Below are 25,072 nucleotides of genomic sequence, written 5' to 3' on the forward strand. Positions count from 1 at the left end.
CAACCCCCAATTATATCGGTCTCGACAGATGCAAATATAATCTTAGTGTTGAAACAACACAAAACAACAAATACTCCTTTAGAGTTTGATTATATGGTATTTAAGACATTTTAACAAAGTGAATATTCACTTTTCCTACATTAAACAACCGAATTATTTGATTAAATATTCGGTAATTTATTACTTTAATTTTTATTCTTAGAACAACTATTTACATGTCAACCATTACTGTCAACACCAATCACACAAACCAATTTATCTTTTATAACTGTACCTGAAGCAGAAACTCGTTGACACCAAAGAATATAAATACCTGGAGATAAACGCTGTCCTTCTCCATCCAATCCATCCCATATATAATAGCCTTCTCTTTCCATTATACTATTATTTATCAAGTAACGTACCTCACGACCTGTGCTATCAAAAATTCGAATATTAGCAGCTACATCAGAATCATCATTATTATACCTGATAATAAGCTGATCCTTATCCCCATCTCCATTAGGAGTGAAAACATCATAATCTAATGCAATGGATTTATCAGTCTCAGAATTAGAAATAATCTGCGAATTTATATATCCAGGTGTTGCCATTACAGAAGACGCAGCAGAATGCCAATTTTGCCTATCTCGTGTTAGCTTATCTGTCGCCAATCGCTCTAAAGAAACACCTTCTGTATCGCGAATCAGGTCAAAGTGCATATCATTGGAGTATTCTAAAAAATCAATAATTCTTCCACCCTGATTACAAATAACAACCGCCCCTTCCTTATCGGGCATTGTAGGCATTTGTGTATTTAAAAAGGCATATTTATTCTCACACTTATATTGATCGTATAACGTTAGACTATCCTCACTTAATGTCAAATATTCACCCGGAAACAATAACCTTTGCAGGTTAGAGAATGGATAGAGCTTTTGAATAATCTTCTCATCATTCCATAACCCAAAATACAGTTCATTTAAGTTGAGCACCTTGTCTGAAACGTTTACCACTTCAACAAAATCAACCCCATCGGGGTATGGATTGAATAATATTTCATTGATTACAACATCTCCTGAGACTAAAGAATCAGGAATTGCTATCTGAATAGGATGATCATCAATCAACTCATTTCCTGCCCAATCCCGAAGATTATTAAAATTTACTGAATATTGTTTGTTGGTAACCAACTGCTCCCCAATCTCAAGATCGATGAACTGAAGAAATAAGGAATCATAAACCCAATTAAAGGATTGTAATTGGGGATGAACTGTAAAACTCCACTCTTCGTCGATACAATTCATAACTTCACTAAAATGGAATCGAAAAACGGAATCACTTATAACCTCTGTATAGACATGCCGCGGCTGAATTTCATCTTTATATTCCTGCTGAACCGAATTTTCTATTGAAGGTGTTCCTCCATTTAAATCAACACTCCATTGCCAGTTATCAGGTCGCCCCGACATATTATCCACATCCAGTCTTTCTACTGACCACCCTCCATCAGCCTTAAACTCCTCGCCGGAAACATCATCAGGGTAATACTTAAATGACTCTATTACATTGGAAGAATCATCTAACAAAACCAAATTAAAGCCACTATTAGTTAGCCCTGGCCACTTTTCTACCTCTATTATATTATTACCCCAGAACTCTGCATCTCGTGATGCAACTAATAAAGCGTGGGAATTTCCTTTAATTACTGAATCAGGCAAGACCGCATTTTTACCATTCACTTGTAAAACCCAATTCTTTAAAGAAAGATCAAACTCGGTTCTATTATATATTTCAACGTATTCACTCTCCGGTAATTCAACAACCGGATTTGGATCTGCCATTAATTCGTTAACTACCACATCAAATCTCTCTGGCTGAAAGAACCAAACCTCTGCATTAAAAGCTCGAATGGTATCTCCACTTACATCCTTCAATCCCATTAATTGCAAATCATATTTATGAGCTTCTTCCAATGAATGATACAATTGAATCCTTTGAGAATGTAGATCATCTGAAGCATCAATAGTAAAATCGACTACTTCTTCAAAATCCAAAGTCAATCTTGCGTCATCCCAACTATTAATATCAATTGCTTTCGAAAACTGAAACAATAAGCTATTAAGCGACTCCATTTCACCTTTGATTATCTTTACGCGATGATAACTTACAGGCAATTCAGCCGAAAGTATATTTCCGGAGCGATCAGCTATACCAGAAAGCAGTAGTGTATCATTTTCAACATCATCTAAAGCTGGATTAAAATATAACTCTAGTCTATTTAAATCCTCATTATAAAAAAAATCTGAAGCAACTCGTTTTAACTTAGAGAGGTAGAAATTATTAGGATCTATTGAGGATTGATCGATAGCTTCATCACAAATTAAACGAATGGTTTGGCCATTAAATACTTCATAACTCAAAATTTGCGGAGGATATTTATCTTGAAAACCAGCTCCTTCTACGCTAATATTATCGAAAAAGAACTTATCTTTTCTGGTTTTGGTGTACTTACAATAAATTCCAAACCAAAAGGATGAAAAACCTATTTCTTTCTCTGTTTTACCAACTAGAATTTCTCCTTCGCCTATATTATAATTTAAAGTCCAATTATTATCTGTTCGGTTAACTTTAATATGAAATAAATTTGAATTGGCACCCAATAAACCTTCGTCACTTTGAATGATAATCTCTTCTTCACCGTTTTCTATAATTCCAAGTTCCAATCGGTCGCTGTTTCTTCCAACATCGCAGAATATTGCCTTTGTTACATTAATTGGATCAGGATTATCCATCACCAGAAAGATTCTCGAATAATTGGAGGTTGAGGGACTAAAATCATATTTAATGTCAAAACTCCAAAGGGCATTTTCTATCACCTCCGATTTTGTATAGATAAATGACTCACCTGCAACAGAAGCATTTAATTGTAACTGATTTTCAACATTAACAATAAAGCTATCAACCTGTCCGAACCAGGTGGGATTGTTAAGTATTTCACCATCTGAAAAGGATTCGTTTAATTGTGCTAATACAACAGTGGGACAAAGCGTTAAAAGCAATAAAAAGCGTTTCATAGGGTGAGGGTTTATAACAAATATTTCTATTTTTGCACTAATGTGTAAGCTATTTAGTATCCACCAACAATACACTAAATACTAAACAAATGCTTGCCAACTAAATATAATTAAAATTTTACAACAATGAAAGTTGCAATCGTTGGTGCCAGTGGCGCAGTAGGACAAGAATTTTTAAAAGTACTGGAAGAAAGAAATTTTCCAATGGATGAACTGATCCTTTTCGGATCTTCAAGAAGTGCAGGTAAAACCTATACCTTTAAAGGTAAAACACTTACTGTGAAAGAACTGAAACATAACGATGATTTTAAAGATATTGACATTGCTTTGACTTCTGCTGGTGGAGGAACGTCGAAGGATTTTGCCGAAACCATTACTAAGCACGGAACAATCATGATTGATAATTCAAGTGCCTTCCGTATGGATGAGGATGTACCTCTGGTTGTACCTGAGGTAAATGCTGAGGATTGTAAAAATGCTCCACGAAACATTATTGCCAACCCTAATTGTACTACAATCCAGATGGTAGTGGCATTAAAACCTATTAATGACATTTCACACATTAAGCAGGTTCATGTTTCAACATACCAGGCATCTAGTGGAGCTGGTGCAAGTGGTATGGCCGAATTAGAAAATCAGACAAAAGCCATTGTTGAGGGCAAAGATATTGATGTATCGGCTTTTCAGTATCAGTTAGCAATGAACCTGATTCCTCAGGTTGATGTTTTTACTGACAACAGCTATACAAAAGAAGAAATGAAGATGTTTAACGAAACACGTAAGATTATGCACAGCGACATTAGAGTTAGCGCTACTTGTGTTCGTGTTCCTATTCTTCGTGCACATTCAGAATCAATATGGCTTGAAACGGAGAATGCTATTGCTCCGGAAGAAGCTAAAGAAGCATTTAGAAAAGCAGAAGGAGTAGTACTTATGGATAATCCTGAAAACAAAGAATATCCGATGCCACTATTCTTAGCCGGTAAAGATGAAGTATTTGTAGGAAGAATCCGCTCAGATCTGGCCAATCCCAATGGATTAGCATTCTGGTGTGTATCTGATCAGATTAAAAAAGGAGCAGCTCTTAACGCTGTTCAAATTGCAGAATATATGATTAAAGAAGGTTTGATTAAATAACCATCTTACTATAATTTAAAAAGGCTTGATCTGATCAGGCCTTTTTTCTTTTCTTCTTACTTTTCTGTTTTTGTTTAACACCGTAGATCTGAACGGCCTGGCGTTTACCTTTAAGTTTTACTTTCTGACCATCAATCTCTTTAAAAGTAAACCTTTCCTTATCCTTTAAGGATTCATATAAAACACCTGAAATCAAAAGATTTTCCTTACACACATTACACATCGATTCAATTCGGGCAGTAGTATTAAGTGTATCTCCATTAAAGGAAATATCTCTTTTATATCGCCCCACCTGAAGAACCATAATTTCTCCAATATGAATTCCTGCTTTAAATTCAGGCATCATACCATATCTGAAATCATAAAAAATACTTTTGCGCTGAATTACTTTTTGGAAAGCATAAAAGGCTTTTATACAATTATTATTTCTAAGCCCTTTTTTTAAACTCCAAGAAATAATCGCCCCATCTCCCAGATATTGATATATCTCTCCATGATAATTTTCCACAATAGCCAGATCGCTAAAAACATCTTGCACCAAAAAACTGAAATTTTTATGCCCAAGCTGCTCCGCAATGGTAACAGACGATTTCATATCAATAAACATGAAAATACGCTTTTCAGCACGAGGTTTATTGAGCATGCCCAGTATCCAATACACAAAATTATCCATGCCAATCTTATGCAAGGCACCTCTAAGTAGGTTATTTAAAATACACGAAATATAAAACCAACTAAGAAAACGAATGTGAGTTAATGATAATTCAGGCATTCGATTGACCAAACCTTTATAATCTAATAGTTCGTCCCAAGTCAGGCTTTTATTTTCAGAAAAGAAAACTACCAGGTAACCCAAAATGAAATAAAGTATAAAGCGCAGAAAAACAACAAAGCGAATGGGCGAGTGCCTCATTATTTTATCTGAGAACAGCGCATCTAAACTGCTAAATAATAGTGCTAGAAAAAAACTTAGTAGAAAAGTGTTTCCATATACATCATCTTTAAGCAAAAGATTAAAAAAATTCGTAAATATGGAATCAATCCCGGAAATAAAAACAAATAAGGATAAGGATGCTAACCAAAAAAACAAATGGTAAAAAAAGGCCCTGTATAATAGATGAATCTTAATTTTAAACTTATCTCTGGAAAACATACTTAATCCGTCCGCTTGTTAGTATATCACCTTTGTTGTACCTATTCGCAACTGTTTTGTTACGCAATACTATAAAAAAAGAGCGTCAAAAAACGCTCTTTTTCTTAACTATCTATTCGTCACTATTTTCATCATCGTAGGTTTGATACAAATAATCATTAAAAGGAAATCGTTTGGTATGTATTTCCTTTACTGCATCATATAATACCTGCTTAAATTCAATAAAGTTAACCTTGTTTTTGGCTGAAATAAATATGCAATTATCCTGCTTACCCATCCAGGTCTCCTTCATTTCTTCCAACGAAAAGTTATCTCTGGTTTTTGGTGTCAAATCATCCTCCTCTTTAGGAGTATATGAATAGGCATCCACCTTATTGAAAACAAGAATGGTGGGCTTCTCTCTTTTATCTATTTCAGTAAGTGTTTCGGTAACTACCTCTATTTGTTGTTCAAATCCCGGATGTGAAACATCAACTACATGCAAAAGCACATCAGCTTCACGCACCTCATCCAGAGTAGATTTAAACGATTCAACCAAATGGTGAGGTAATTTTCGAATAAAACCAACGGTGTCAGCTAACAAAAAAGGAATATTATCTATAACCACTTTTCGTACAGTCGTATCTAAGGTCGCGAACAATTTATTTTCGGCAAACACCTCAGATTTACTCATCACATTCATCAGAGTACTTTTGCCAACATTTGTATACCCAACCAATGCCACACGTACCAACTTACCTCTATTCTGACGTTGGGTGGTCATTTGCTTATCAATCTTTTTAAGATCGGTTTTCAGTTTAGCGATTTTATCCCTGATAATACGACGGTCGGTCTCAATTTCTTTCTCACCGGGACCACGCATACCAATACCTCCTCTTTGACGCTCCAGGTGAGTCCACATTCGAGTTAACCGAGGCAATAAATATTGGTATTGAGCAAGCTCAACCTGTGTTTTTGCATGAGCTGTTCGCGCTCGACGGGCAAAAATATCTAATATTAGATTAGTACGATCAAGTACCAAAACTTTTAAATTATTCTCGAGGTTACGCAATTGCGAAGGAGACAATTCATCATCAAAAATAATGGTCTTTACCTCATGTACTTTCATGTAATCAACTATCTCCTGAAGTTTTCCACTTCCCACAAATGTTTTGGGATCGGGCATTGCTAAATTCTGTGTAAAACGCTTCACAGGTTCAGCTCCTGCTGTTTCAGCTAAAAAAGCTAATTCATCCAGATACTCCTCTACTTGCTGCTCTGTAACTTCGGGTGTTTTCACACTTACCAGTACAACCTTCTCTAATTCCTGTTGAGTCGACAGATTTTCAATCATTCACACTAGTGTTTTAAGGCCACAAATATACTCATTTATAAGCAACAAAAAACCCTCGCTTGCGGCGAGGGTTTTTTATTTTAGACTTATAAAATAATCTACTGCAATACAAAGTTAATAGGTACAGTATAAGATACTTTTACTGCTTTACCCCTTTGCTTACCAGGCGTCCAGGCCGGCATTGATTTCACCACGCGAATCGCTTCTTTGTCCAAGTTTGGATCCACTCCACGTGCAATTTTAACATCAGTTACTGCACCTTTTGTGTTCACAACAAAAGAAACATAAACACGGCCTTGAATACCGTTCTCCTGTGCAATTACAGGATACTTTACTGATTGAGCAATAAACTTACGTAATGCTTCTTCACCTCCTGGGAATTCAGGCATCTCTTCTACAATAAAGAATACAGGAGCATCTTCAGCCTCCTCTTCATCCATTGCCAGATCAGAGAAGTCAACCTCAGTATCTTCCTCCATTTCTGTATCTTCGATGTCCAACTCCTCATCCAACTCCACATCATCCTCAACGATGTTTAATACATCGGCTACTTTTGGTGGTGGTGGTGGTGGTGGTGGTTTCACTTCCTCCTGCCTTGTAATAGGCATAATTTCCTCCTCAGCCTCGAGATCTTCGACCATCTCAAACTGAGATACGTCTACATCGGTTGTTGTCCATTCAAAAGCAATTAAAACAACTGCCAGAGTGACCACCAACCCGATCTGCATAAAGACACTCTTTTTGTTCTCAAGATCTGCCTTCGGCGACTTTTTTACTTCCATAATAGATCAAAGTTTTGGTGCCTAAAGATAGCTATAAATAATAGTTTTATTCATGTTACATAGGGCACATTGCCCCATTCCCAAATTTTTGAGTGCATAAAAATAGAATTTTAAAATCAATTTCCATGCTATTTTAGTCGTTTTTCTCTGAATATTCCAGATTCATTATTGTTTTAAAAAGTAAATCAGGCAACAATCAGTTTAATTCTTTTTCTATACCACTCTGCTTTTACAATAGAAACCTTCGTTTCTTCTTAAGTAACTGCAACAATAAATGCACCAAAAGCATCTATTTAGAAACTTTTTTTGGTGCCTAAGTCAACTTTATTGAAAAAACATCTATATTTGCATCGCAAAAAACAGAAACGGCTGTTTACTTGAATTTAATGGGGGATTAGCTCAGTTGGCTAGAGCGTTTGACTGGCAGTCAAGAGGTCATCGGTTCGATTCCGATATTCTCCACATTGAAAATAAAGCGTTTGCAGGCTTCCACTGTGGGCGCTTTTTTTTGTTTTCACTAACCAAATGACTAACATTCCGATTAGTTAAATCCAATCTTGTCATATACCTTAATAAGGAAATTCTTTTATTGCTTACATGAAAAAACTCATAAACGAATTTAAGCTATTTCATTCAAAGGTTAAGTTTAATCCTATTAAGACCTTTAAAAGGTCTGATGTAAAAGTCAAAATCTTTCTAATAGTCATCCTATAAGAATAAATAAATTCAATCACTTTTAATTCCTCAAAGGTGCTTTATCGTAACGAAGTTAAAGTAGATTAATCTCTCATTCTGACATTAAAAAATACAAGAAGAATATAAATAAGCTTTAAAGAACTTATTTATATTAACATGCATCAACGCACTATCTCTTAGAACCGTATTACATATACCTTCTATGAGCCAACCATCTTAAATTATCAATTTTGCCTTAATTTTTAAGATCTAAATCTCAACATCTGATTCTAAAGCAATTCATTTTAATTGTTAAAACCAGCAAAGAATCTATTTTAAATTGTTCATCTTCCCTTTAAGCATATTGACATTCTAAGTACATGTTTTAAAGATAATTGAAACCTTCTAAGTTCTTCAATCGAGGCATGACCAATTACAGAAAAGATTTTAAGTAACTGAATAAAAAAAGCCGGTACTGTACGCCGGCTTTAATAATGCAACTAATATTTTACTCCTTAATTATTTTTTTAACGATCGGCGCAGCCTCACTTTGTTGAATATAGACAATATAAACACCCTTAGCTAAATAACTTAAATTAATTCTGGCCGCACCATCTTGTGGCACATCAATCATTTGTACTAACCGTCCGTTTGTGTTATAAATATTTATACCAAACGCCTTTATATTTTCAGGAATTTGAATAGTAAGTGTATTTGTAAACGGATTAGGATAACATTTTACAGATTGAGAAGGTACTTTACTCAAAATAGTTGCTACTTCCCACTTGGGCCATAACTGAATATCTCCTGTACTACCCTGAGAAATTTCAGTTATAGGATCACCTGTAAGTTGTTCATTATCATACCAACCAAGAAAATTGTAACCTTCTTTAGTTGCATCTAATAAATTAATTGTAGCGGTCTCAATCGTATATTGTTGTGGGTTTGTATGCGATGCTTCATTTACATTATATACAATGTTATATATGACGGCATTAAAGACTGCGGTAAATGCGTAATAAAGAGGTGTTGCAATATTATCTGATAATTTTTTACCATACTGATTTTTCCAATATTCAAGCTCATATCCATATCGCTCTGGTGTAGGTAAAACAATTTTTTCCATCCTGTTATTATAAAATGCATATTCTCCAACCTCTACAAGACAGTCAGGCAAATGTACATCGCTTAAACGGTTATCATAAAAACAATATTCATAAATTTTTTCAACAGAGTTTGGAATGTCTACAGACAGCAACCATCTTCTCTCAAATGTTCGGTCAATATCTGAACCTAATTCTTTAATATTGATTCCATTAATCGATTCCGGAATTATAATATCTTTATAAATTTCATCAAAATTTACTGTTTTAAGTTGACCTTCATCGTTTAATTCAACGTCATCTGGTTGGAGAGTGTAGATACAACGGACCGCAATTCCTAAATGAAATTCAGAATAAAATGCTTGTTGATCAATTGGCTGATAGTTTGAATTATACCATCCAATGCACGTTGGATAAATACTGGATGGCATCATTATATGAGTCAAAAGCTCATTGTTTTCAAATGCTTTTAATTCTATCCTTTTTAAATAACTATTTTCATTAAAACTTACTTGGCTCAGATTGTTATTACTAAAAGCGTATGATCTAACACATGTAATACTGGCAGGTATTTGAATCTCCTCTAATTGATTATCCATAAACATTCCTGTAGTAATTTCCTCAAAGTCTTGAGGGAAAACTATTGTATGTAATTTATTCTTCTCAAAAACATAGTTTCCATATTTCGTAGGAGAATTAGGGAGTTCTAAATTAGTCAGTTGATTTTCACTAAAAGCTCTTATCCCAATAGATGTCAAACTCTCTGGAAGTACTAAAGATTCTATATAATTGTTCTGAAATGCGTTATCTCCAATGACTTTTAAATCATTTGGTAAGTTAATATACGTAAGGTTGTTTTTGTAAAATGCTTTATTTCCAATATATTGTAAATTTGCAGGTAATTCAATTGATTGAATAACATTATCTGCAAAACTATTTTCATGAATATGTGTTAGTGTTTTTGGTAAGTTGACCGAAAGAACTCCTTTGGAACGAAAAAGATTAGAGTTACTTGAATTTTCCTGTCCTATAGCTTTCACAGTAATTCCATTAATTGTTTCAGGAATGGTAATATCAGCATGATAAGATAAAGGGGTGTAAGTAATAATCTCACCAGATTCGTTTATTTCAAGTTCTTCTTCATTCAATGTGGCAAGGTAACTTATTTCATATGTTGCATTGAAATCAATTATGGCCATATCTGGTCTAAATATGGTACTATATCGGCTTGTACCTACCCACCCTACAAAGTTAGGTGTGTTATTCTCCGGCAGCATCAATTTGGTCATTAAAGTTTGATCAAAAGGGTAATAACTCCCTATCTTTCCAATACTTTTTATTCCAGCAGGTAAGATAGTTTGTAATATTTTTTTATACCTAAATCCTCCATTTATAGCTTTGACCTCAATATTGTTTAGGCGCTCAGGAATAATAATGTAGTTATACTTTGCATCAAATGTTACATCTGTAATTACACCATCTTGATCAATAGTTACATCTTGATCTTTTAAAGTGTAAGGAACAGCTAATCCATAAGTTGTTTCAAAGAATGTCATCAGTTCGCCTTGCTCGAAACTTTCAGAATGTCCATTAATCCATTGCCCGAATTCTCCTATTCCTGCCTTTAATAAGCTTGGTACAGTAATTCCTTCAAGATGATCGTTTTGAGAAAAAGCATTAAGCTCAATGATTTCAAGATTTGAATTCCCTTCAATGACTACTTCCTTCAAAAGATTATGATCAAATGCATATTTACCAATTCGTCTCACAGAAGAGGGAATGGTTACTTGGCCAAGTTTGCAATTTTGAAATGCATAGCTTCCAATTATCTCAAATGTGGAGGGTAGTTGAATACGGTTAATAGATTTATTGCTAAAAATCTTACCATCGATTATACCCCTAACAGTAATACCATCCACTTACTCTGGTATAATAATAGAACGAATTAGTTTAAAATCAAGACTACACCCAGTAATCAAACCTTCGGCATTTAAAGTAAAATCACTACTTTGCAAAGTATATGGCTTAGCCATAGAATAAGATGCTTCAAAATCATTGATTATTTCACCAATTGCATATTCTTGATTATTTGAACCTAACCATCCTTCGAAATCCGAGACTGTCGTCTCTGGTAACTTTATGCCTACTAGCTGTTCGTTGCCAGAAAAGGCCATCTCATCTATTAATATCAGATTCGAAGGTTCTCTAACTATTATGTTGGTTAAATCGTTATTAGCAAAAGCATATGTTCCAATTTGCTTGACAGTTGCCGGAATTGTTAACTCCTTTAATACATTGTCTTTGAAGGCTTCATCACCAATTTCTTCAAGTTTGGCTGGTAATTGAAGACTTTCAAGATGTTCTCCCTTTAAATAAGCTTTATTATTAAGTATCTTTACTGTTTTACCACCTATAGTTTCAGGTATAATTAAGTTAAGAGAGGGGCTTGGAGAGCCATATTTGCGGCTTAACACACCATTTTCGTCAACTGTGACATCTTCTTCTGTTAATGTATGTATATAACGCAGATAATAGGGACCACTTGATTCAACAACATCACCTGCTTCTAAATATTTATATTGTCTATCTCGCCAACCAAGATATGTACTATATGCAGAAGTTGGCAGTATTATGCTTATTCCTTGAAATGCATTAGCACCAATTTTCTTGAGTTTACAATTCTCTTCAAACGTTACCTTTTGTATTGAATTACTAGAAAAAGCACGATCTTGTATTGTTTCCACAGAGGCTGGAATGTTTATTTCCTTAATTTTATTGTCGATAAAAGCATCATTGCCAATATACTCAATCCCCTCAGAAAGGTGAACCATACGTAATCCCCTTAGTCTGAAAACTTGTGAATAAATTCCTTTAATAGTGACATCATTTACCACAGAAGGAATAATAATATGCTGATATGTACTATAATCGAAAATCGCATTTGTTATGTAGCCATCTTCATTTAATTTTAATTCTTCAAAACTTAATTCATGCATAATTACCCAACTAAGTTCTTCTGTAAATTTGTCAACTTGTTCACCAGGGAAAAACGTTTCTGAAGCACAAGTCCATCCATAAAAATCAGGATTATCAACAATTGGAAGTTCCATACTAATCAATGGATTGTCTGAAAAAGCATTCTTCTCCACCAATTTTAGTGCACTTCCAATTTCATAGTTTACTGTCTCAAGCTTATTATTTGTAAAAGCACCTTCGCGTATAGTTTCAATTCCTGCAGGTATGTCAACAGCACTTAAATTGTTATAATTGAAAATGTTGAAAGGTAGTTCATTTAGTCCTTTAGAGAGTTGCACAATTAAAAGCTCATTAGAAGAAAACGCACTGGATCCTATGCTGGTAATTCCATCTGGTAGAATCAATTTAGTCAATTGATTATCTCTAAAAGCACGGATTCCTATTGTAGTGAGTGTAGATGGTAATAATAATGTTTCTAAGCTGTTGCTTTCAAAAGCTTGTGATCCTATATTTTGCAAACCTTCGGGAAACGAAACATTGGTTAACAGGTTATATGAAAATGCTGATTCTTCAATATTAATTATAGAAGCAGGTATGGTAAGATTTTTTATTTTATTACTTGCAAAAACACCTTTGTTTAAATTTGTGAGCGAAATGTTATCATCAAAACTTATTTGAGTTATCATATTGTTTGCAAAAGCTTCTTCACCTAGACTTTTCAAGGTAGTTGGGATATGAATTTCAACAATATCATTTTTAAAAAACGCTTTTTTCTCTATTGATTCCAATGCAGGTGAAATAATTAACTCAGTGATATTTGATGACTCAAAAGCACTTATACCTACCTTTTTAACTCCTTCCGGTAAATCTAGCATATTCAATCGGTTATTAGTAAAAGCATAATCACCGATATACTCCATTGTGGACGGAAAGAAAATCCGCTTAATGCCTTTCTGATAAAATACCCCTGACTCGTAATCTAACGCATCTGCAATACCTGTTACAGTTTGTCCATCAAGTAACTCGGGAATATAGAGATATCCGGTAGGTGAAGAAGCTGTGCAGCTTAGTATTTTACCTTCCCCATCCATTATTACATCTGCATCCGTTACTTCCGTGGCAAAGCGAGCTGTATATGGCGATTCAAAATCAGTTATATAATCTCCTGGCATTAAATTTTCTGAGCCGCTCCAGTCGACTAGTAATTTCCTGCCACTGGAGGGAAGCTGAATCTGCGTCAGGTAAGTATTGTAGAAAGCACCACTGTTAATTGACAACAACATGCTGTTTGCCTCAAACTTAACCTCCTTTAAAGGATTGGAATAAAAAGCTTTTTCACCAATGCTTTCCACACTTGAAGGAATCTCCAGTGTTTGTAGATTGTTATTGTAAAAAGCAAATTTTCCAATATCTTTCAGGTTACTAGGTAGAATTAGAGTTTTAATTGGATTTTGCCAAAAAGCATTCTCTCCAATATATTCAATGGAAGATGGTAATTCAAGATTTTCAATTCCTTTAGATGCAAAAACACCAAGAATGTCATCTGCAATTCCTTTTACAATAGTACCATTAACTTCTTCAGGAATAATAACAATTGTTAGATCCTTACGATGGTATGCTGTTATGATTCCACTTGAACTAATTGTTAGGTCTTCAGGATTCAGAATTCCTGGTGATTGTAAGGTATAAGATCTTGTGAAATCATTGAAAGCCTCTCCAGCGGCATAAAGGTAACCATTGCTACTTTTCCAGTCGTAGGAACCGTATGATGATGTAGGCATTACTATCTGTGTCAGATTATTAAAACCAAATGCATATTTACCAATATATCGAAGATTACTGTTACTCTTAAGATCAACCATTGTTAATTCGTTACTTCTGAAAGCATCTTCACTGATGGTTTCAACATTTTGTGGAATGCTGAGGTTTTGAATTTTGTTTTCGGCAAAAGCACTTGTCCCGATACTTGTCACATTAGAAGGAATGCTCAAGCTGGCAAGTGCATTGTTGTAAAACGCTTTAGTTCCAATCTTTTTTAGTTCAGATGGCAAGGTAATCTCTACTAGCCCCTTACTCTCAAATACTCCTGTTGTACTACTGTTTGCAATACCAGTTACTTGAATACCATCAATTTCATTAGGTATAATAATACTTGAAATACCTGTGCGTTTATATCTAATTATGGTCCCCCCATCCATTTCTACATCGCTACTCGTTAATTGATACTGTGCAAAAAGACCCGGAACGGCCAGATTAAATAAGAGAAGGATTGCAAAGATCCTGCATTCCAACTTTCTCAATAGTGTATTGATCATGAGGTTTTGTTAAAAAGTTAAGACAATTTCGGATTTGTATTTAAAATCCAGTAATTTTATACTAAAATAATATATTTTTTTAATTGTTCACTATTGGGAATATAGACATTAGAGTTTTTCTTTAGTATAATAGCTTTCTTCCCAACCATCAAAACTACATTTCACAAGGTAATTTTCATGAAACATTTTAATAAAAAAGATGAGCAATAAATTTATTCATACTATAGGAACCACCCAATGAAAACAATAAGAAGGGCCTTTTCTGACCGTTTTCACATATTAATTATGGTTAATCAACATTCCATTATATACCTAAAGTCAATACTTCTCTAGATTAGAGAAATAATCCCCATATGTTCATAAAATCACATTACCTTCATCTTCGATTGGCACCATTACACCTATTATTGACCTACGATTTATTAGTGGTAGATATTCAGCTATATCAAAACCTTGATTTAAGTTAAATACTAGATTATTATTCTTCATGTAAGGTAGAAACATTAAATACCGTTTCATGTAATAAGGAGTTAAGCGTTTGTGGTTTTCTCTTTAATCTGTCAACAACTCCAAGTCCGGAAATAAATAGCAAATATGTCCTTTTTAGACTCTACTCTTCTCAACGCTAATACCCGTTTAGGTTTTCTGAAATCAACCTAATAAACCCAAATAAATAAACACTTGTTATTATGGCAGTTTTTTCACTTTTAACAATTGCGTTATCCCTTGGAGCTTTTTCCAATATCAAGTGCTCTCCAAAATAACATTATTTAAGGTTATAATCTTTAAGTCCCATCATTATGTCAGCCTATGTAAAAAATAGGAATGGCTTCTTTATTCTTTTTGCTATCCTCTTCATTTAAAAGTAAATTTGTTACTCCGAATCATTCCCCTTTAATCCATTACCCAAAACACTGGTGATCCTTTCCAATACTTAAAACTACCTATTTGGTAATTTTGAAAGACATTTTTTACATCTTCAGTCAATAACGTTTTAACCATTTAGATACATAAATTGCTTTATATCACAATAGACCATGCACATAACCTTCCATCAACATAGGAAAGAGTTTTTCAATTACCTCAGTAGGATTAAATAACTTTCCTTTATATTACTCAATTTGCTCTTTATTTAAAATATCACCATAAGGACTTAGGTGATCTGCACACTTAACCTCCACATCGCATCTCCAATATTCTGATGATAATAGCTTTGCTATTTCAAGATCTTTGTATCGAACAAAACTCTTTGACCTTCCAAGACTAAAATGTTTCCTTTCTGCTATTCTTTAATAATCTTCATATTACTGCTTAATCATATTCTTAAATCAGAAGAGAGGCAGCAGTATGGTAACAACATCCTTATTATGCATATAATTTATTGTGTATTGACACATTTAAAAAGCAATAAACTATCAAAAACAAATGTAATATTTTAACTTGCAGTCAAAAGGTCAGCGGTTCGATTCCGCTATTCTCCACATTGAAAATAAAGCGTTTGCAGGCTTCCACTGTGGGCGCTTTTTTTGTCTTACTAGCAAAATGGCTAACTTTTCATGAAATAAGTTGCGTCTTAAATTTCTTCAGTCTCTCAAATCCGTCATCAATCGATATTTTTGGTTTATATCCTAAAACTTTTACGGCTTTTGATATATCAAACCAATGTGCCTGACAAAGCTCTTTTATAACCATTCGCGTTGTTTGAATATTTTGATTAGGTAGAAAATACTTATAAAACATTTCTTGCAGACCAACCACACCTAATGCTAATGATCGGGGAACAGATTTTGTAATAGAAGCATATCCGTACACATCAAGAATTCTATTTATAAAATCCCATATTTTTATAGGTTCTCCATTGGTTATAAAATAACAGTTTCCGGCGACCATAGGATTATTCATCAATCCCAACAATGACAGCTTAAGTGCATCAATAAAATTATCTATATAGGTTGTATCCACCAATTTATTATAATAGCTAATCCTAACGAGCTTTCCTGTTTGGGCATTTTTCAATATGCCGGGAATAATATGCCTGTCAGTTGGTCCCCAGATCAGATGCGGTCTAAGACTAATTGTTTTTATATTATTCCCATTCGACTGAATAATGTACTTTTCAGCCAACGCCTTTGTTATAGTATAATTAGAAAGTTGATGTGCCGGATAAAGAATTGATTCATTCCCATTTTCAATATCTTCACCACCAAAAACAACACTTGCAGAACTAGCATAGATAAAGTAGCTAACATTATTTCCATTACATGCATCAATTAACAATTTTGTTGCATCAACATTAGTACTGTAAAAATCGGAATATTTGCCCCACACTCCTACTTTGGAAGCCAAATGAAATACAGCCTCACAACCTTTACAACAATGATTCAAAAACGCCAAATCTCTGATATCACCTATCATAAGCTCAGCTATTGCAGAAAGATCATCGGGCTGCCGTGAAGTACACCTAACATCGTAGCCTTCTGACACCAGCATCTTAACCAGCTCCCGACCAACAAATCCCGTTCCTCCTGTTACTAGCACTTTCATGGTTGATACGATTGATATTTTCGGGCAAGTTTCTCGCGCTGAATTTTAGCCTGATGCCTCGCATCCATTGGCATGTATTTGACCTGTTCAAAACAACGAACCTTCAACTTAGAGTGTTTAGCTATTTTTTTAAGCTCTTCTTTGAAAAACTCAAACTGTTTTGCTGACAACTCCTTTCTACATTCAACGCACAATAATGGCATATTATTTCCCTCCTTAGATCTAGCCTGAATTAAAGCTGTTCGATTGACAACCGGATGTCGGTTAAATACTCTTTCAATGGGTATTGGAAACAACATCGCATTTTGATCATAAACGATATGAGACTTTCGTCCAAACATCCATAAATAACCATTCTCATCCACTAAACCTACATCACCCATTCGATGCCAATACAATTTCTTTTCTTCATCCCATACTTTTGAAGTCAAATATTCATCGGCGGATAAATATTGCTGGGACACAACTTCTCCTCGTACGACAATTTCACCTATCTCATTAATACCCTTTAAATCTACATTGTGCCAACTATTGAATTTCTCATCAGAAATAGCAATTATTTGCACCTCTACACCTTGCAATACTTTTCCAACACAAACACCTTTTAATGCATTAACCTCATCAATTAATTCTATCATTTTTTGATCATCAATCTCAGTTAAAGGCAATGCTTCCGTAGCACCATATACTGCATGCACAGAACAATCATTAGATAATCGCTTACAGAACTTTTCAATTAAAACAGGTTCAACAAAAGCACCCGCTGTAATAACTCTTTTTAGTGAAGGCAACTCAAATTGTTTTATCTCTGCAAAATCAACCAACTTTTTTATAATTAATGGCGAGCAAAACAAATGGGTACATTTATTCTCATTGATAGTTTTAATCAAATTCTGTGATTTTAATGATCCGGGTCTGGTCATATCCATTTTAGTAAAAGATAAGGTCAATCCTATTGACATCTCCAGAAGCCCTACCAATGCAAATGTACAGCAGTCAATATCCCGGGAGTTATATTTAAAGTGAGATATTAAAATATTAACCTGAGCTTCCAACATTTTATTCGTATAACAAACAGCTTTTGGAGGCCCGGTACTTCCACTTGTAAATACGATGGATGCCAAATCGGTAGGCTTTGACTTAATGATAGGTAATGATGAATTTAGATCTGTATTTTTGCGCCTCGGTATACCCAAATGGAATTTACCTTTAGACAAAACAATTGATTGACACCCTTTAAACAATTGTGGATTTATCAGTCTAATAAGATGACTGATGGGAATACCGATAAAGTAATCCAACTTTATACTACGAAGTGATTGAAGCATATTGCTAATTCCCATTCCTGTATCTATAAATACGGGGACAGCAGCTAACCTTAACAATGCATATACAATAGCAAACAGATCTGCTCCGGGTTTTATCAGTACAAGTACTTTGGAATGTTGCTTCACCCCAATATTTTGAAAATTGACAGCATAAGCATCTATTCGTTTTACAAAATCATGGTAAGTAATGCTTTTCCGTCCAATGAAAGCTATTTTATCCGGTCTCTCACTGGCAACCTGATAAATTCTGGTTATGATGTTATTTCCATTGGGCTTATTCATTTTTTCGATTGATAAACAGCTAATGAAGTACAAATCCCCGCACCAACTGAAATAAATAATATGGAGTCAGAATTCAAAAAATCATCAAACCTCATTGGGTTATGAAACTGATCTTTTGACAGTAGCATTAAATCCTCTTCATCTCTCTTAATAAACAATCGAACATCTCTCCAATTAAATGATTGAAGCACCTCACAAACCACATTTGATTGCACATTGATAAAAACAAGAGCATCAAAATTCAGCAATAAAATATCTTGCTTTTCAACCCATTCATTTAAGGTTTGACATAAACAATAAGCACATAATTCGTCAAAATCCTTTTCCGCATTAATCTTCAGTTTTACTTGTCCATCATTCAAATATCCCCAGGTAGAATATTTATTCATAAACTCAGGATATGTTTTTAAGTAAAATATTGTAAATCCCGAGTCATTCAATGTTGCTGTAAGCAAAAATACAGTTGCCTCATCCGTATCTTTTTTATTATGCATTGATATATTTCCAATCACCAAGGCATATTTTACTTTATTAGCATTAATAAATCCGTCAACCAATTGAAACGCTTGAATTAATCCACACGCCCCCTTTGTTAAATCGAACGTTATAACTGACTGTTTTTCTGTAGCCGACGGAGTATTCTGCTCTAAATAATCGAGAAAGAAAGCTGATAAGGCAGGCTCAACCATATGATTTTCTCTATACACACCTGTACTAATTAGCATATCAGGCCTAATGGAGATTTTATTTAAATATTGCCCCATTTTATCCAATGCTTTTTGGGCACAGAAGATATACCCTTCTTCTTTACTACCATTGCCTGTGAAGCTAACAACCGATGTGATTTCAGTTCCCATAACGATCTACAATAGCATTTAACCTAAATACAACCAATCCCATCACTAATCCCGATGCATGACTGAGAAGCATTATTCTTTCTCCTTTTTGCACCTTCTTTGCCATCAACAGATGATATAAAGCAATAAAATGAGTGGTTGAGGCAGTATTGCCATACAGCTCAAGATTTGATACCACCTTTGGAACCTTCTTTACTTTAAAATGATTAAGTAATCGTTTTGCTCCAATATTAATTGCTTTTTGAGATGTTTGATGTGGAATAAGAATATCTATTTTATCAAACGACAATTGATGTTTCTTCAGGCATACCTCAATAAAATCTGCGGACTCATCCAAGGCTGCTTTGTGAAGTTTTTTCATAAGAGTTTGCATATATGCACCCGGAAACGATGTGCTTAAAGCACCGTAACAGAGATTTTGATACCTGGCATATGTATTTTGCTCCAACACTTCAAAACCTGCATCACTTTCGTTTCTTGAAAGTATAACAGCAGCACCTGCATCACCAACAGTTAAAGAAGCCAATTCCTTGGTATCGAAAGTTGATATTGTTTTGGAGGCATTATGAGCAATTGTAGAAATAAACTCTCCGCTAACTACCATACAGTTTCTAACAATGCCTTGTTTAATGAAATTATCTGCAATCAATACACCCGAAATCATTCCGGCACACGCATTGGTTATATCAAAATAAATGGCATGATCAGCCCCTATTTTTTGTCTGATTTATAGCGATAAAGCAGGCTCATATTGATATTCAAGTTGATGATTAAACTTTGAAATTGAGCAACAAATCACCATTTCAATTTCGTGAGCCTGAAATTCAGAATGGCTTAAGCAATCAAGCGCTGCTTCTGACGATAAGAACAATGCATCTTCCTCTCCCGAACATATGCGACGCTCTATTATCCCGCTCACATCTTCTAATTTGGAGCAAACAGGTAAAACTATTTTTTCAGTGAGCTCCGAGATTGTCTCAATACGATCCGGCAGTTTAACTCCTATACTCTCAATATGACTAGATGATAATGGTTTCATTAACTCTTTTTTTGATGATAGAAGCCATTTCATATCCGGCATCTTCCGGCAGGAAATGTCCACCGTCGATAAGAAAATGCTCATGATCAGAACTCGAGTTTAATCTTTGTTTCAACTCTTCATAAAAAGAAAATGTGATGGGGTCATTTTTACCAAATATGGTTGTTATGGGGAACGATGCCGTTATTAACTGCTTCCAGATTGAATCTGTTATTGATTTTCCTAATGGAAATAGTGCTGGAATTAGTCTCAATGCTTTCCGACTTTGTTGCTTAAACGGTTTATTGTAGTTGCTTATCTCATTAAAAGACAAACGTACTTTTGAAAACAACCACACGACTAATCCGACAGGAATCCAGGGTGAATATTGTGAAAAAACTTTCCATGCCTTTAAAAGCATGGGTAATCGACAATCACCCCAGGGAACAAATCCATTAGAGATCATCAATCCGTTTATTAATTCAGGATTACAAACAGCATAATTTGTTCCTATTATTGCTCCCCAGTCATGTCCAACAATGGTTAACTTTTTAAAATTAAGTCTTTCCAGAAAGGCACCTAACCAACTAGTAAGGTTTTGGAGAGTGTAAAATGCACTATTCAAAGGCCTAAATGTTAAACCAAAACCTGGTACATCAGGGGCAACTACTCTAAATCCTGCACTTATCAGTTCTTGAATAATTTTTCGAAATAAATAGCACCAGGTAGGCACTCCATGAAGTAATAGTATTATTGGTTGTTCACTATTTCCTTCATCAATATAATGAGTCTTGATATTTTGAACACTAACATACTTTGATTGATATGGAAAATCAATCATCCAGCAGTTCAGAATATTTCGTTCCCCATCCATTGATACTCTCTTTGCCCCGATGTATCGGATTATTCTCTCCTTCTTCCATACAATCCCCAGCAAACAAAATTGATTGCATGAATATTAATTAATTTACGAAGAAAAAAGTAAAGAGTCAAAGTATAATATCAACAACAATGATTATAACTTACTAAATGTAAATAAAGTAGTCACTCAACGGCTCTTGGTATAGTAAAAACAAACCTTGTGCCTTTGTCCTGTTCCGAATGAACATTAATTGAACCGTTATTCTTCTCAACTAAATCCTTACATAAGAATAAACCTATGCCAGTTCCGGTTTCGCCCGATGTACCGTAGGTACTTCTTAATCCTTCCTGTTCAAAAACAAAGGGTATTTTTTCCGGAGCAATACCTATTCCATTATCCTCAACCGTAACTTCTACCATTTTACCTTGACCCCTGGCAATTACTTTAATTATACCATTTGTTTTTGTAAACTTGATAGCATTACTAACTAAATTTCTGACCACAGTCTTAAACATATCGATATCGCCAAAAGCCTCCATACTTTCTTCGCACTCAATTCTAAATTGGATGTCTTTTTGTTGAAAAGCCTCATTCAAGTGTGTAATTGAAGTATGAATGGCATTTCTAACCGTAAATTTGTGACGCGATACTTTCACCTCCTTCGTTTGGCCTTTTGCCCACATCAACAAATTCTGGAGTAAATCGAAAATATGGCTGGCTGAAATATTAACGTTACGAGCTAACTTCTTTCGCTCGTGTGCTTCTCCTTCTTCTTCTGCCCCCATTAAAAGCTCTGACATACCCAAAATGGTATTAAAAGGACTGATTAAATCATGAGCTATTATTGAAAACAGCCTGTCTTTAGTTGTATTGAGTTCTTTCAGCCGCTTATTACTACTTACAAGTTCATCGGATTTTTCAGATAATATTCTGGATTGTTGCTCTAGCTGAGCTTGCCTCTCTTCTAGCAACTTGTTTAGATTATCCAGGTATTCCGCCTGAGTTAGTAATTCTTCGTTTGTCTGCCTTAGTTCTCTCGTTTTTTTATGTACTTGTATAGCCAGCAATTTACGCTGACGCCTGATTCGCAACGAATGAATATTTAGAGTAATCCAACCAATAATTACAAACAGAATCATCACCAAAACAATAAATATGGAAGTCCTGTACCATGGAGGCTTCACCTTAAATGATACCTTTGCTACATTCGCACTCCATACCCCATCATTGTTAGCAGCCTTTACTTGAAAAGCATATTTACCTGGCTGTAGATTAGTAAAACTTGCTGTAGTTTGTTTGGTTGGAGATTGCCAGCCATCATGCAAACCATCCAATTTGTACATATACATATTGTCTTCAGGATTATTATACGATAATCCTAAATACTCAAAGGTGATGATTTTATCATCATACTCAATCTCGAAATAATTGGCATAATTAATATGCTTATCAAGAATGGATGATGAATCATTAGGTTGTGTATTCTGATTTAACACGTGCAAATTGGTAAACACTACATCTGGAGGATAAATATTTGTAGTCACTTCATCAGGCATAAAATGAGTGATACCTTTTGTTCCTCCAAAGTATATTCTACCTTCCCAATCTTTATACTGAGATCTGGGAACAAAGCTATTGTTGTTCACTGCCTCCATTCCTTCATACAACTGAATATCACCTAACTCTGGATCAAGTCTGATAATTCCATTATAAGTACTTAGCCATACTGCATTATGTCCATCTTCCTGAATACCACATATTGTTGTTTTAAGCTTTGTACGATCAAAACGTTGAAATGTACCATCTGCAGAATATAGGTTCAGCCCATTATCCGTTCCAACCCATATCCTTCCTTTACTATCTTCAAATAGTACAAAAACATTGTTACTACTAATGGAAGTTGAATCATCAGAATTAAAATAAAAATTTTTGAATTGATCAGTATTCTTTGGCATCATACTCAGTCCCCACACTGTTGCCACCCACAAATCTCCGCTTGACGCACACAAAATATCATTTACATATGGATTAGCTAAACCTGAGTTTTCAGTGTTAAAGTGAATGAAGCGTTTGTTATCTTTATCAAATCTGTCTATCCCTTTACCGTATGTTATTAGCCACAAATCGTTATTTACATCCTCTGTAATTAAACGAATATCATTGCTTGAGATAGAAGATGAATCAGCAGGGTTGTAACGGTAATTGACGAAACGATTTTTTTCCGAATCATATTTTTGCAATCCTCCCTCATAAGTACCTACCCAGGTAACTCCTTCGGTATCGGTATACAAACTAAATACTGTTCCGGCCCCTAAACCATGCGGCTTGTTTTGATCATGCCATTTTTCCTCTTTCTTCCAATGTCCATAATCAAAAATAGTTATCCCCGGACCGCTATTAGCAATCCAAAGACTACCATTAACATCCTTTGTAATAGCGTTAACTCCAACATTGTTCAAATACCATTTATGAGCTTTATTATTAAAAATACTTTGAAATCCGCTTGGAGGTACTCTTAACCCCAAGCCTTCGCCATTATGTCCAACCCATATATTATTTTGATTATCCTGATAAATAATTGCCGGTGATGTTCGTATACTTTGCGGATCCTCACTGTAGAAATAATAACCGTAGAAGCTCTTTGATTCCTTATTATAGAATTTTAATCCAGTATAATCAATCGACCATATTTTTCCTTCAGTAGAAATCATTATGTCAACAATATGATCTGTATCAGGCAACCCGACAGGGTGTTTTGTAAACACCTTTTTATTGATATCATATGATATCAACCCTTGCCCTCTGGACCCTATCCATAAAGTATCATTATTCAATTCTAAATCCTGAATATTTTCAGTTGGCACCCTGGATGGCAATTCATAAGATGAGAAGTTTAATAACTTCCCTGTATTATTCTTGTAATAAGACAATCCTCCATTTGCCATGGATCCAATCCATATATTATCATGAGAATCGAAAATAAATTTACTTATCATTCCTTTTGGAGCATCTATAAAATGCCTAAAAACATTCTCTTTTCTATGGTATTTATATAAGGAAGCATCAACACTAACAAAAATGTCTCCTTCACTATTCTCTGCAATACAACCTATATTAATTGCTTCACCTTTACGATTAGCCCCATCTATATGATATCTGCGAAAGTTATCTTTAAAGTTATTATATGAGTGTAACCCATTTTGAGTGCCTACCCAAAGAGTTGATTTACTATCAATAAAAAGTGTGGTAATATAATAGTGTTGCAGCTGAGTTGTATCTTTTGAATTATCGTAATAGGGTGTGAATACCCTACCATCAAAACGGTTGAGTCCATTAATAGTTCCAACCCAAATATATCCGGTTGAATCTTTTGTAATAGAGGTGATAAAGGTATTTGATAGACCTTGCTTTTGGTTGAAGTACCTGAACTTTAATTCTTCGGGTTGCGCATTACTTTTGTGCACCATTAAACTAATTAACAGCAACAGAAAAATATGCCTATATAATTCCTGTATTCTAATAACTTCTTTTTTTACCCCCTTACCAATATGCTAATAAAAATACAAATAAGTTTTAGTATTCAGTAACATATAATAAAGTTAATACGAAGATCTTAAGAAGAAGTTAGGAAATCACAAATGTTTTTTAGAA

General features: G+C 34.6%; 15 protein-coding genes, 1 tRNA gene and 1 pseudogene. 2 read left to right on the forward strand and 15 right to left on the reverse strand.

Annotation, left to right across the window (positions count from 1 at the left end; genetic code table 11):
- Positions 1–218: 218 nt before the first annotated feature.
- On the reverse strand, positions 219–3,056 hold the full coding sequence (locus tag KEM10_RS08230) for a lamin tail domain-containing protein (protein ID WP_212215509.1): 2,838 nt from the start codon (positions 3,054–3,056) through the stop codon (positions 219–221).
- 126 nt (positions 3,057–3,182) lie between these two features.
- Between KEM10_RS08230 and KEM10_RS08235 the strand changes: the two genes are divergently transcribed.
- A complete protein-coding gene (locus KEM10_RS08235) occupies positions 3,183–4,193 on the forward strand; it encodes an aspartate-semialdehyde dehydrogenase (protein WP_212215510.1) in 1,011 nt (336 codons plus the stop codon).
- A 34-nt stretch (positions 4,194–4,227) separates the two neighbouring features.
- Here the strand turns inward: KEM10_RS08235 and KEM10_RS08240 are convergent, their stop codons facing one another.
- The 3 genes from KEM10_RS08240 to KEM10_RS08250 all read right to left on the reverse strand — a co-directional run bounded on the left by KEM10_RS08240 (position 4,228) and on the right by KEM10_RS08250 (position 7,461).
- On the reverse strand, positions 4,228–5,106 hold the full coding sequence (locus KEM10_RS08240; RefSeq protein ID WP_212215511.1) for an adenylate/guanylate cyclase domain-containing protein: 879 nt from the start codon (positions 5,104–5,106) through the stop codon (positions 4,228–4,230).
- A 352-nt stretch (positions 5,107–5,458) separates the two neighbouring features.
- On the reverse strand, positions 5,459–6,679 hold the full coding sequence (hflX, locus tag KEM10_RS08245; protein WP_212215512.1) for a GTPase HflX: 1,221 nt from the start codon (positions 6,677–6,679) through the stop codon (positions 5,459–5,461).
- 98 nt (positions 6,680–6,777) lie between these two features.
- A complete protein-coding gene (locus KEM10_RS08250; protein ID WP_212215513.1) occupies positions 6,778–7,461 on the reverse strand; it encodes an energy transducer TonB in 684 nt (227 codons plus the stop codon).
- 388 nt (positions 7,462–7,849) lie between these two features.
- Between KEM10_RS08250 and KEM10_RS08255 the strand changes: the two genes are divergently transcribed.
- Positions 7,850–7,923 (forward strand) — tRNA-Ala (locus KEM10_RS08255).
- A gap of 721 nt (positions 7,924–8,644) precedes the next feature.
- On the opposite strand, the gene KEM10_RS08260 is transcribed toward KEM10_RS08255, so the two are convergent.
- From KEM10_RS08260 to KEM10_RS08300, 11 genes and pseudogenes are all read right to left on the reverse strand, one after another.
- On the reverse strand, positions 8,645–11,158 hold the full coding sequence (locus KEM10_RS08260; protein WP_212215514.1) for a leucine-rich repeat protein: 2,514 nt from the start codon (positions 11,156–11,158) through the stop codon (positions 8,645–8,647).
- The gene (locus KEM10_RS08265) at positions 11,159–14,530 is read right to left on the reverse strand and encodes a leucine-rich repeat domain-containing protein (RefSeq protein WP_212215515.1); all 3,372 of its coding nucleotides are present in this window, start codon (positions 14,528–14,530) and stop codon (positions 11,159–11,161) included. It abuts the gene before it with no gap.
- 625 nt (positions 14,531–15,155) lie between these two features.
- Positions 15,156–15,284: pseudogene (locus KEM10_RS24965) on the reverse strand (hypothetical protein); the annotation flags it as partial.
- Between the two features lie 358 nt (positions 15,285–15,642).
- The gene (locus tag KEM10_RS24970; protein WP_394369435.1) at positions 15,643–15,816 is read right to left on the reverse strand and encodes a hypothetical protein; all 174 of its coding nucleotides are present in this window, start codon (positions 15,814–15,816) and stop codon (positions 15,643–15,645) included.
- Positions 15,817–16,084: 268 nt separating this feature from the next.
- Positions 16,085–17,074, reverse strand: a complete 990-nt coding sequence (locus KEM10_RS08270) for an NAD-dependent epimerase/dehydratase family protein (protein WP_212215516.1) — start codon at positions 17,072–17,074, stop codon at positions 16,085–16,087.
- A complete protein-coding gene (locus tag KEM10_RS08275) occupies positions 17,071–18,684 on the reverse strand; it encodes an AMP-binding protein (RefSeq protein ID WP_212215517.1) in 1,614 nt (537 codons plus the stop codon). Before KEM10_RS08275 ends, KEM10_RS08270 begins: the two co-directional genes overlap by 4 nt.
- The gene (locus KEM10_RS08280) at positions 18,681–19,541 is read right to left on the reverse strand and encodes a beta-ketoacyl-[acyl-carrier-protein] synthase family protein (protein WP_212215518.1); all 861 of its coding nucleotides are present in this window, start codon (positions 19,539–19,541) and stop codon (positions 18,681–18,683) included. Before KEM10_RS08280 ends, KEM10_RS08275 begins: the two co-directional genes overlap by 4 nt.
- Positions 19,531–20,268, reverse strand: coding sequence for a 3-oxoacyl-ACP synthase III family protein (locus tag KEM10_RS24730; protein WP_317196650.1), 738 nt, complete (start codon positions 20,266–20,268; stop codon positions 19,531–19,533). Before KEM10_RS24730 ends, KEM10_RS08280 begins: the two co-directional genes overlap by 11 nt.
- Positions 20,269–20,580, reverse strand: coding sequence for a beta-ketoacyl-[acyl-carrier-protein] synthase family protein (locus KEM10_RS08290; RefSeq protein WP_212215520.1), 312 nt, complete (start codon positions 20,578–20,580; stop codon positions 20,269–20,271).
- The gene (locus KEM10_RS08295) at positions 20,561–21,433 is read right to left on the reverse strand and encodes an alpha/beta fold hydrolase (RefSeq protein ID WP_212215521.1); all 873 of its coding nucleotides are present in this window, start codon (positions 21,431–21,433) and stop codon (positions 20,561–20,563) included. The genes KEM10_RS08290 and KEM10_RS08295 overlap by 20 nt, the downstream gene beginning before the upstream one ends.
- Before the next feature lie 170 nt (positions 21,434–21,603).
- Positions 21,604–24,888, reverse strand: coding sequence for a sensor histidine kinase (locus KEM10_RS08300; RefSeq protein WP_212215522.1), 3,285 nt, complete (start codon positions 24,886–24,888; stop codon positions 21,604–21,606).
- Positions 24,889–25,072 lie beyond the last annotated feature (184 nt).

It is taken from the genome of Carboxylicivirga linearis (genome assembly GCF_018271995.1).
Classification (GTDB): Bacteria; Bacteroidota; Bacteroidia; order Bacteroidales; family Marinilabiliaceae; genus Carboxylicivirga; species Carboxylicivirga linearis.

Excerpts from the sequence above, each read along its gene's own strand:
- KEM10_RS08230 (WP_212215509.1), bottom strand. The coding sequence starts at position 3,056 with ATGAAACGCTTTTTATTGCTTTTAACGCTTTGTCCCACTGTTGTATTA.
- KEM10_RS08235 (WP_212215510.1), top strand. The coding sequence starts at position 3,183 with ATGAAAGTTGCAATCGTTGGTGCCAGTGGCGCAGTAGGACAAGAATTT.
- KEM10_RS08240 (WP_212215511.1), bottom strand. The coding sequence starts at position 5,106 with ATGAGGCACTCGCCCATTCGCTTTGTTGTTTTTCTGCGCTTTATACTT.
- hflX (WP_212215512.1), bottom strand. The coding sequence starts at position 6,679 with ATGATTGAAAATCTGTCGACTCAACAGGAATTAGAGAAGGTTGTACTG.
- KEM10_RS08250 (WP_212215513.1), bottom strand. The coding sequence starts at position 7,461 with ATGGAAGTAAAAAAGTCGCCGAAGGCAGATCTTGAGAACAAAAAGAGT.
- KEM10_RS08265 (WP_212215515.1), bottom strand. The coding sequence starts at position 14,530 with ATGATCAATACACTATTGAGAAAGTTGGAATGCAGGATCTTTGCAATC.
- KEM10_RS08270 (WP_212215516.1), bottom strand. The coding sequence starts at position 17,074 with ATGAAAGTGCTAGTAACAGGAGGAACGGGATTTGTTGGTCGGGAGCTG.
- KEM10_RS08275 (WP_212215517.1), bottom strand. The coding sequence starts at position 18,684 with ATGAATAAGCCCAATGGAAATAACATCATAACCAGAATTTATCAGGTT.
- KEM10_RS08280 (WP_212215518.1), bottom strand. The coding sequence starts at position 19,541 with ATGGGAACTGAAATCACATCGGTTGTTAGCTTCACAGGCAATGGTAGT.
- KEM10_RS08290 (WP_212215520.1), bottom strand. The coding sequence starts at position 20,580 with ATGAAACCATTATCATCTAGTCATATTGAGAGTATAGGAGTTAAACTG.
- KEM10_RS08295 (WP_212215521.1), bottom strand. The coding sequence starts at position 21,433 with ATGGATGGGGAACGAAATATTCTGAACTGCTGGATGATTGATTTTCCA.
- KEM10_RS08300 (WP_212215522.1), bottom strand. The coding sequence starts at position 24,888 with ATGGTGCACAAAAGTAATGCGCAACCCGAAGAATTAAAGTTCAGGTAC.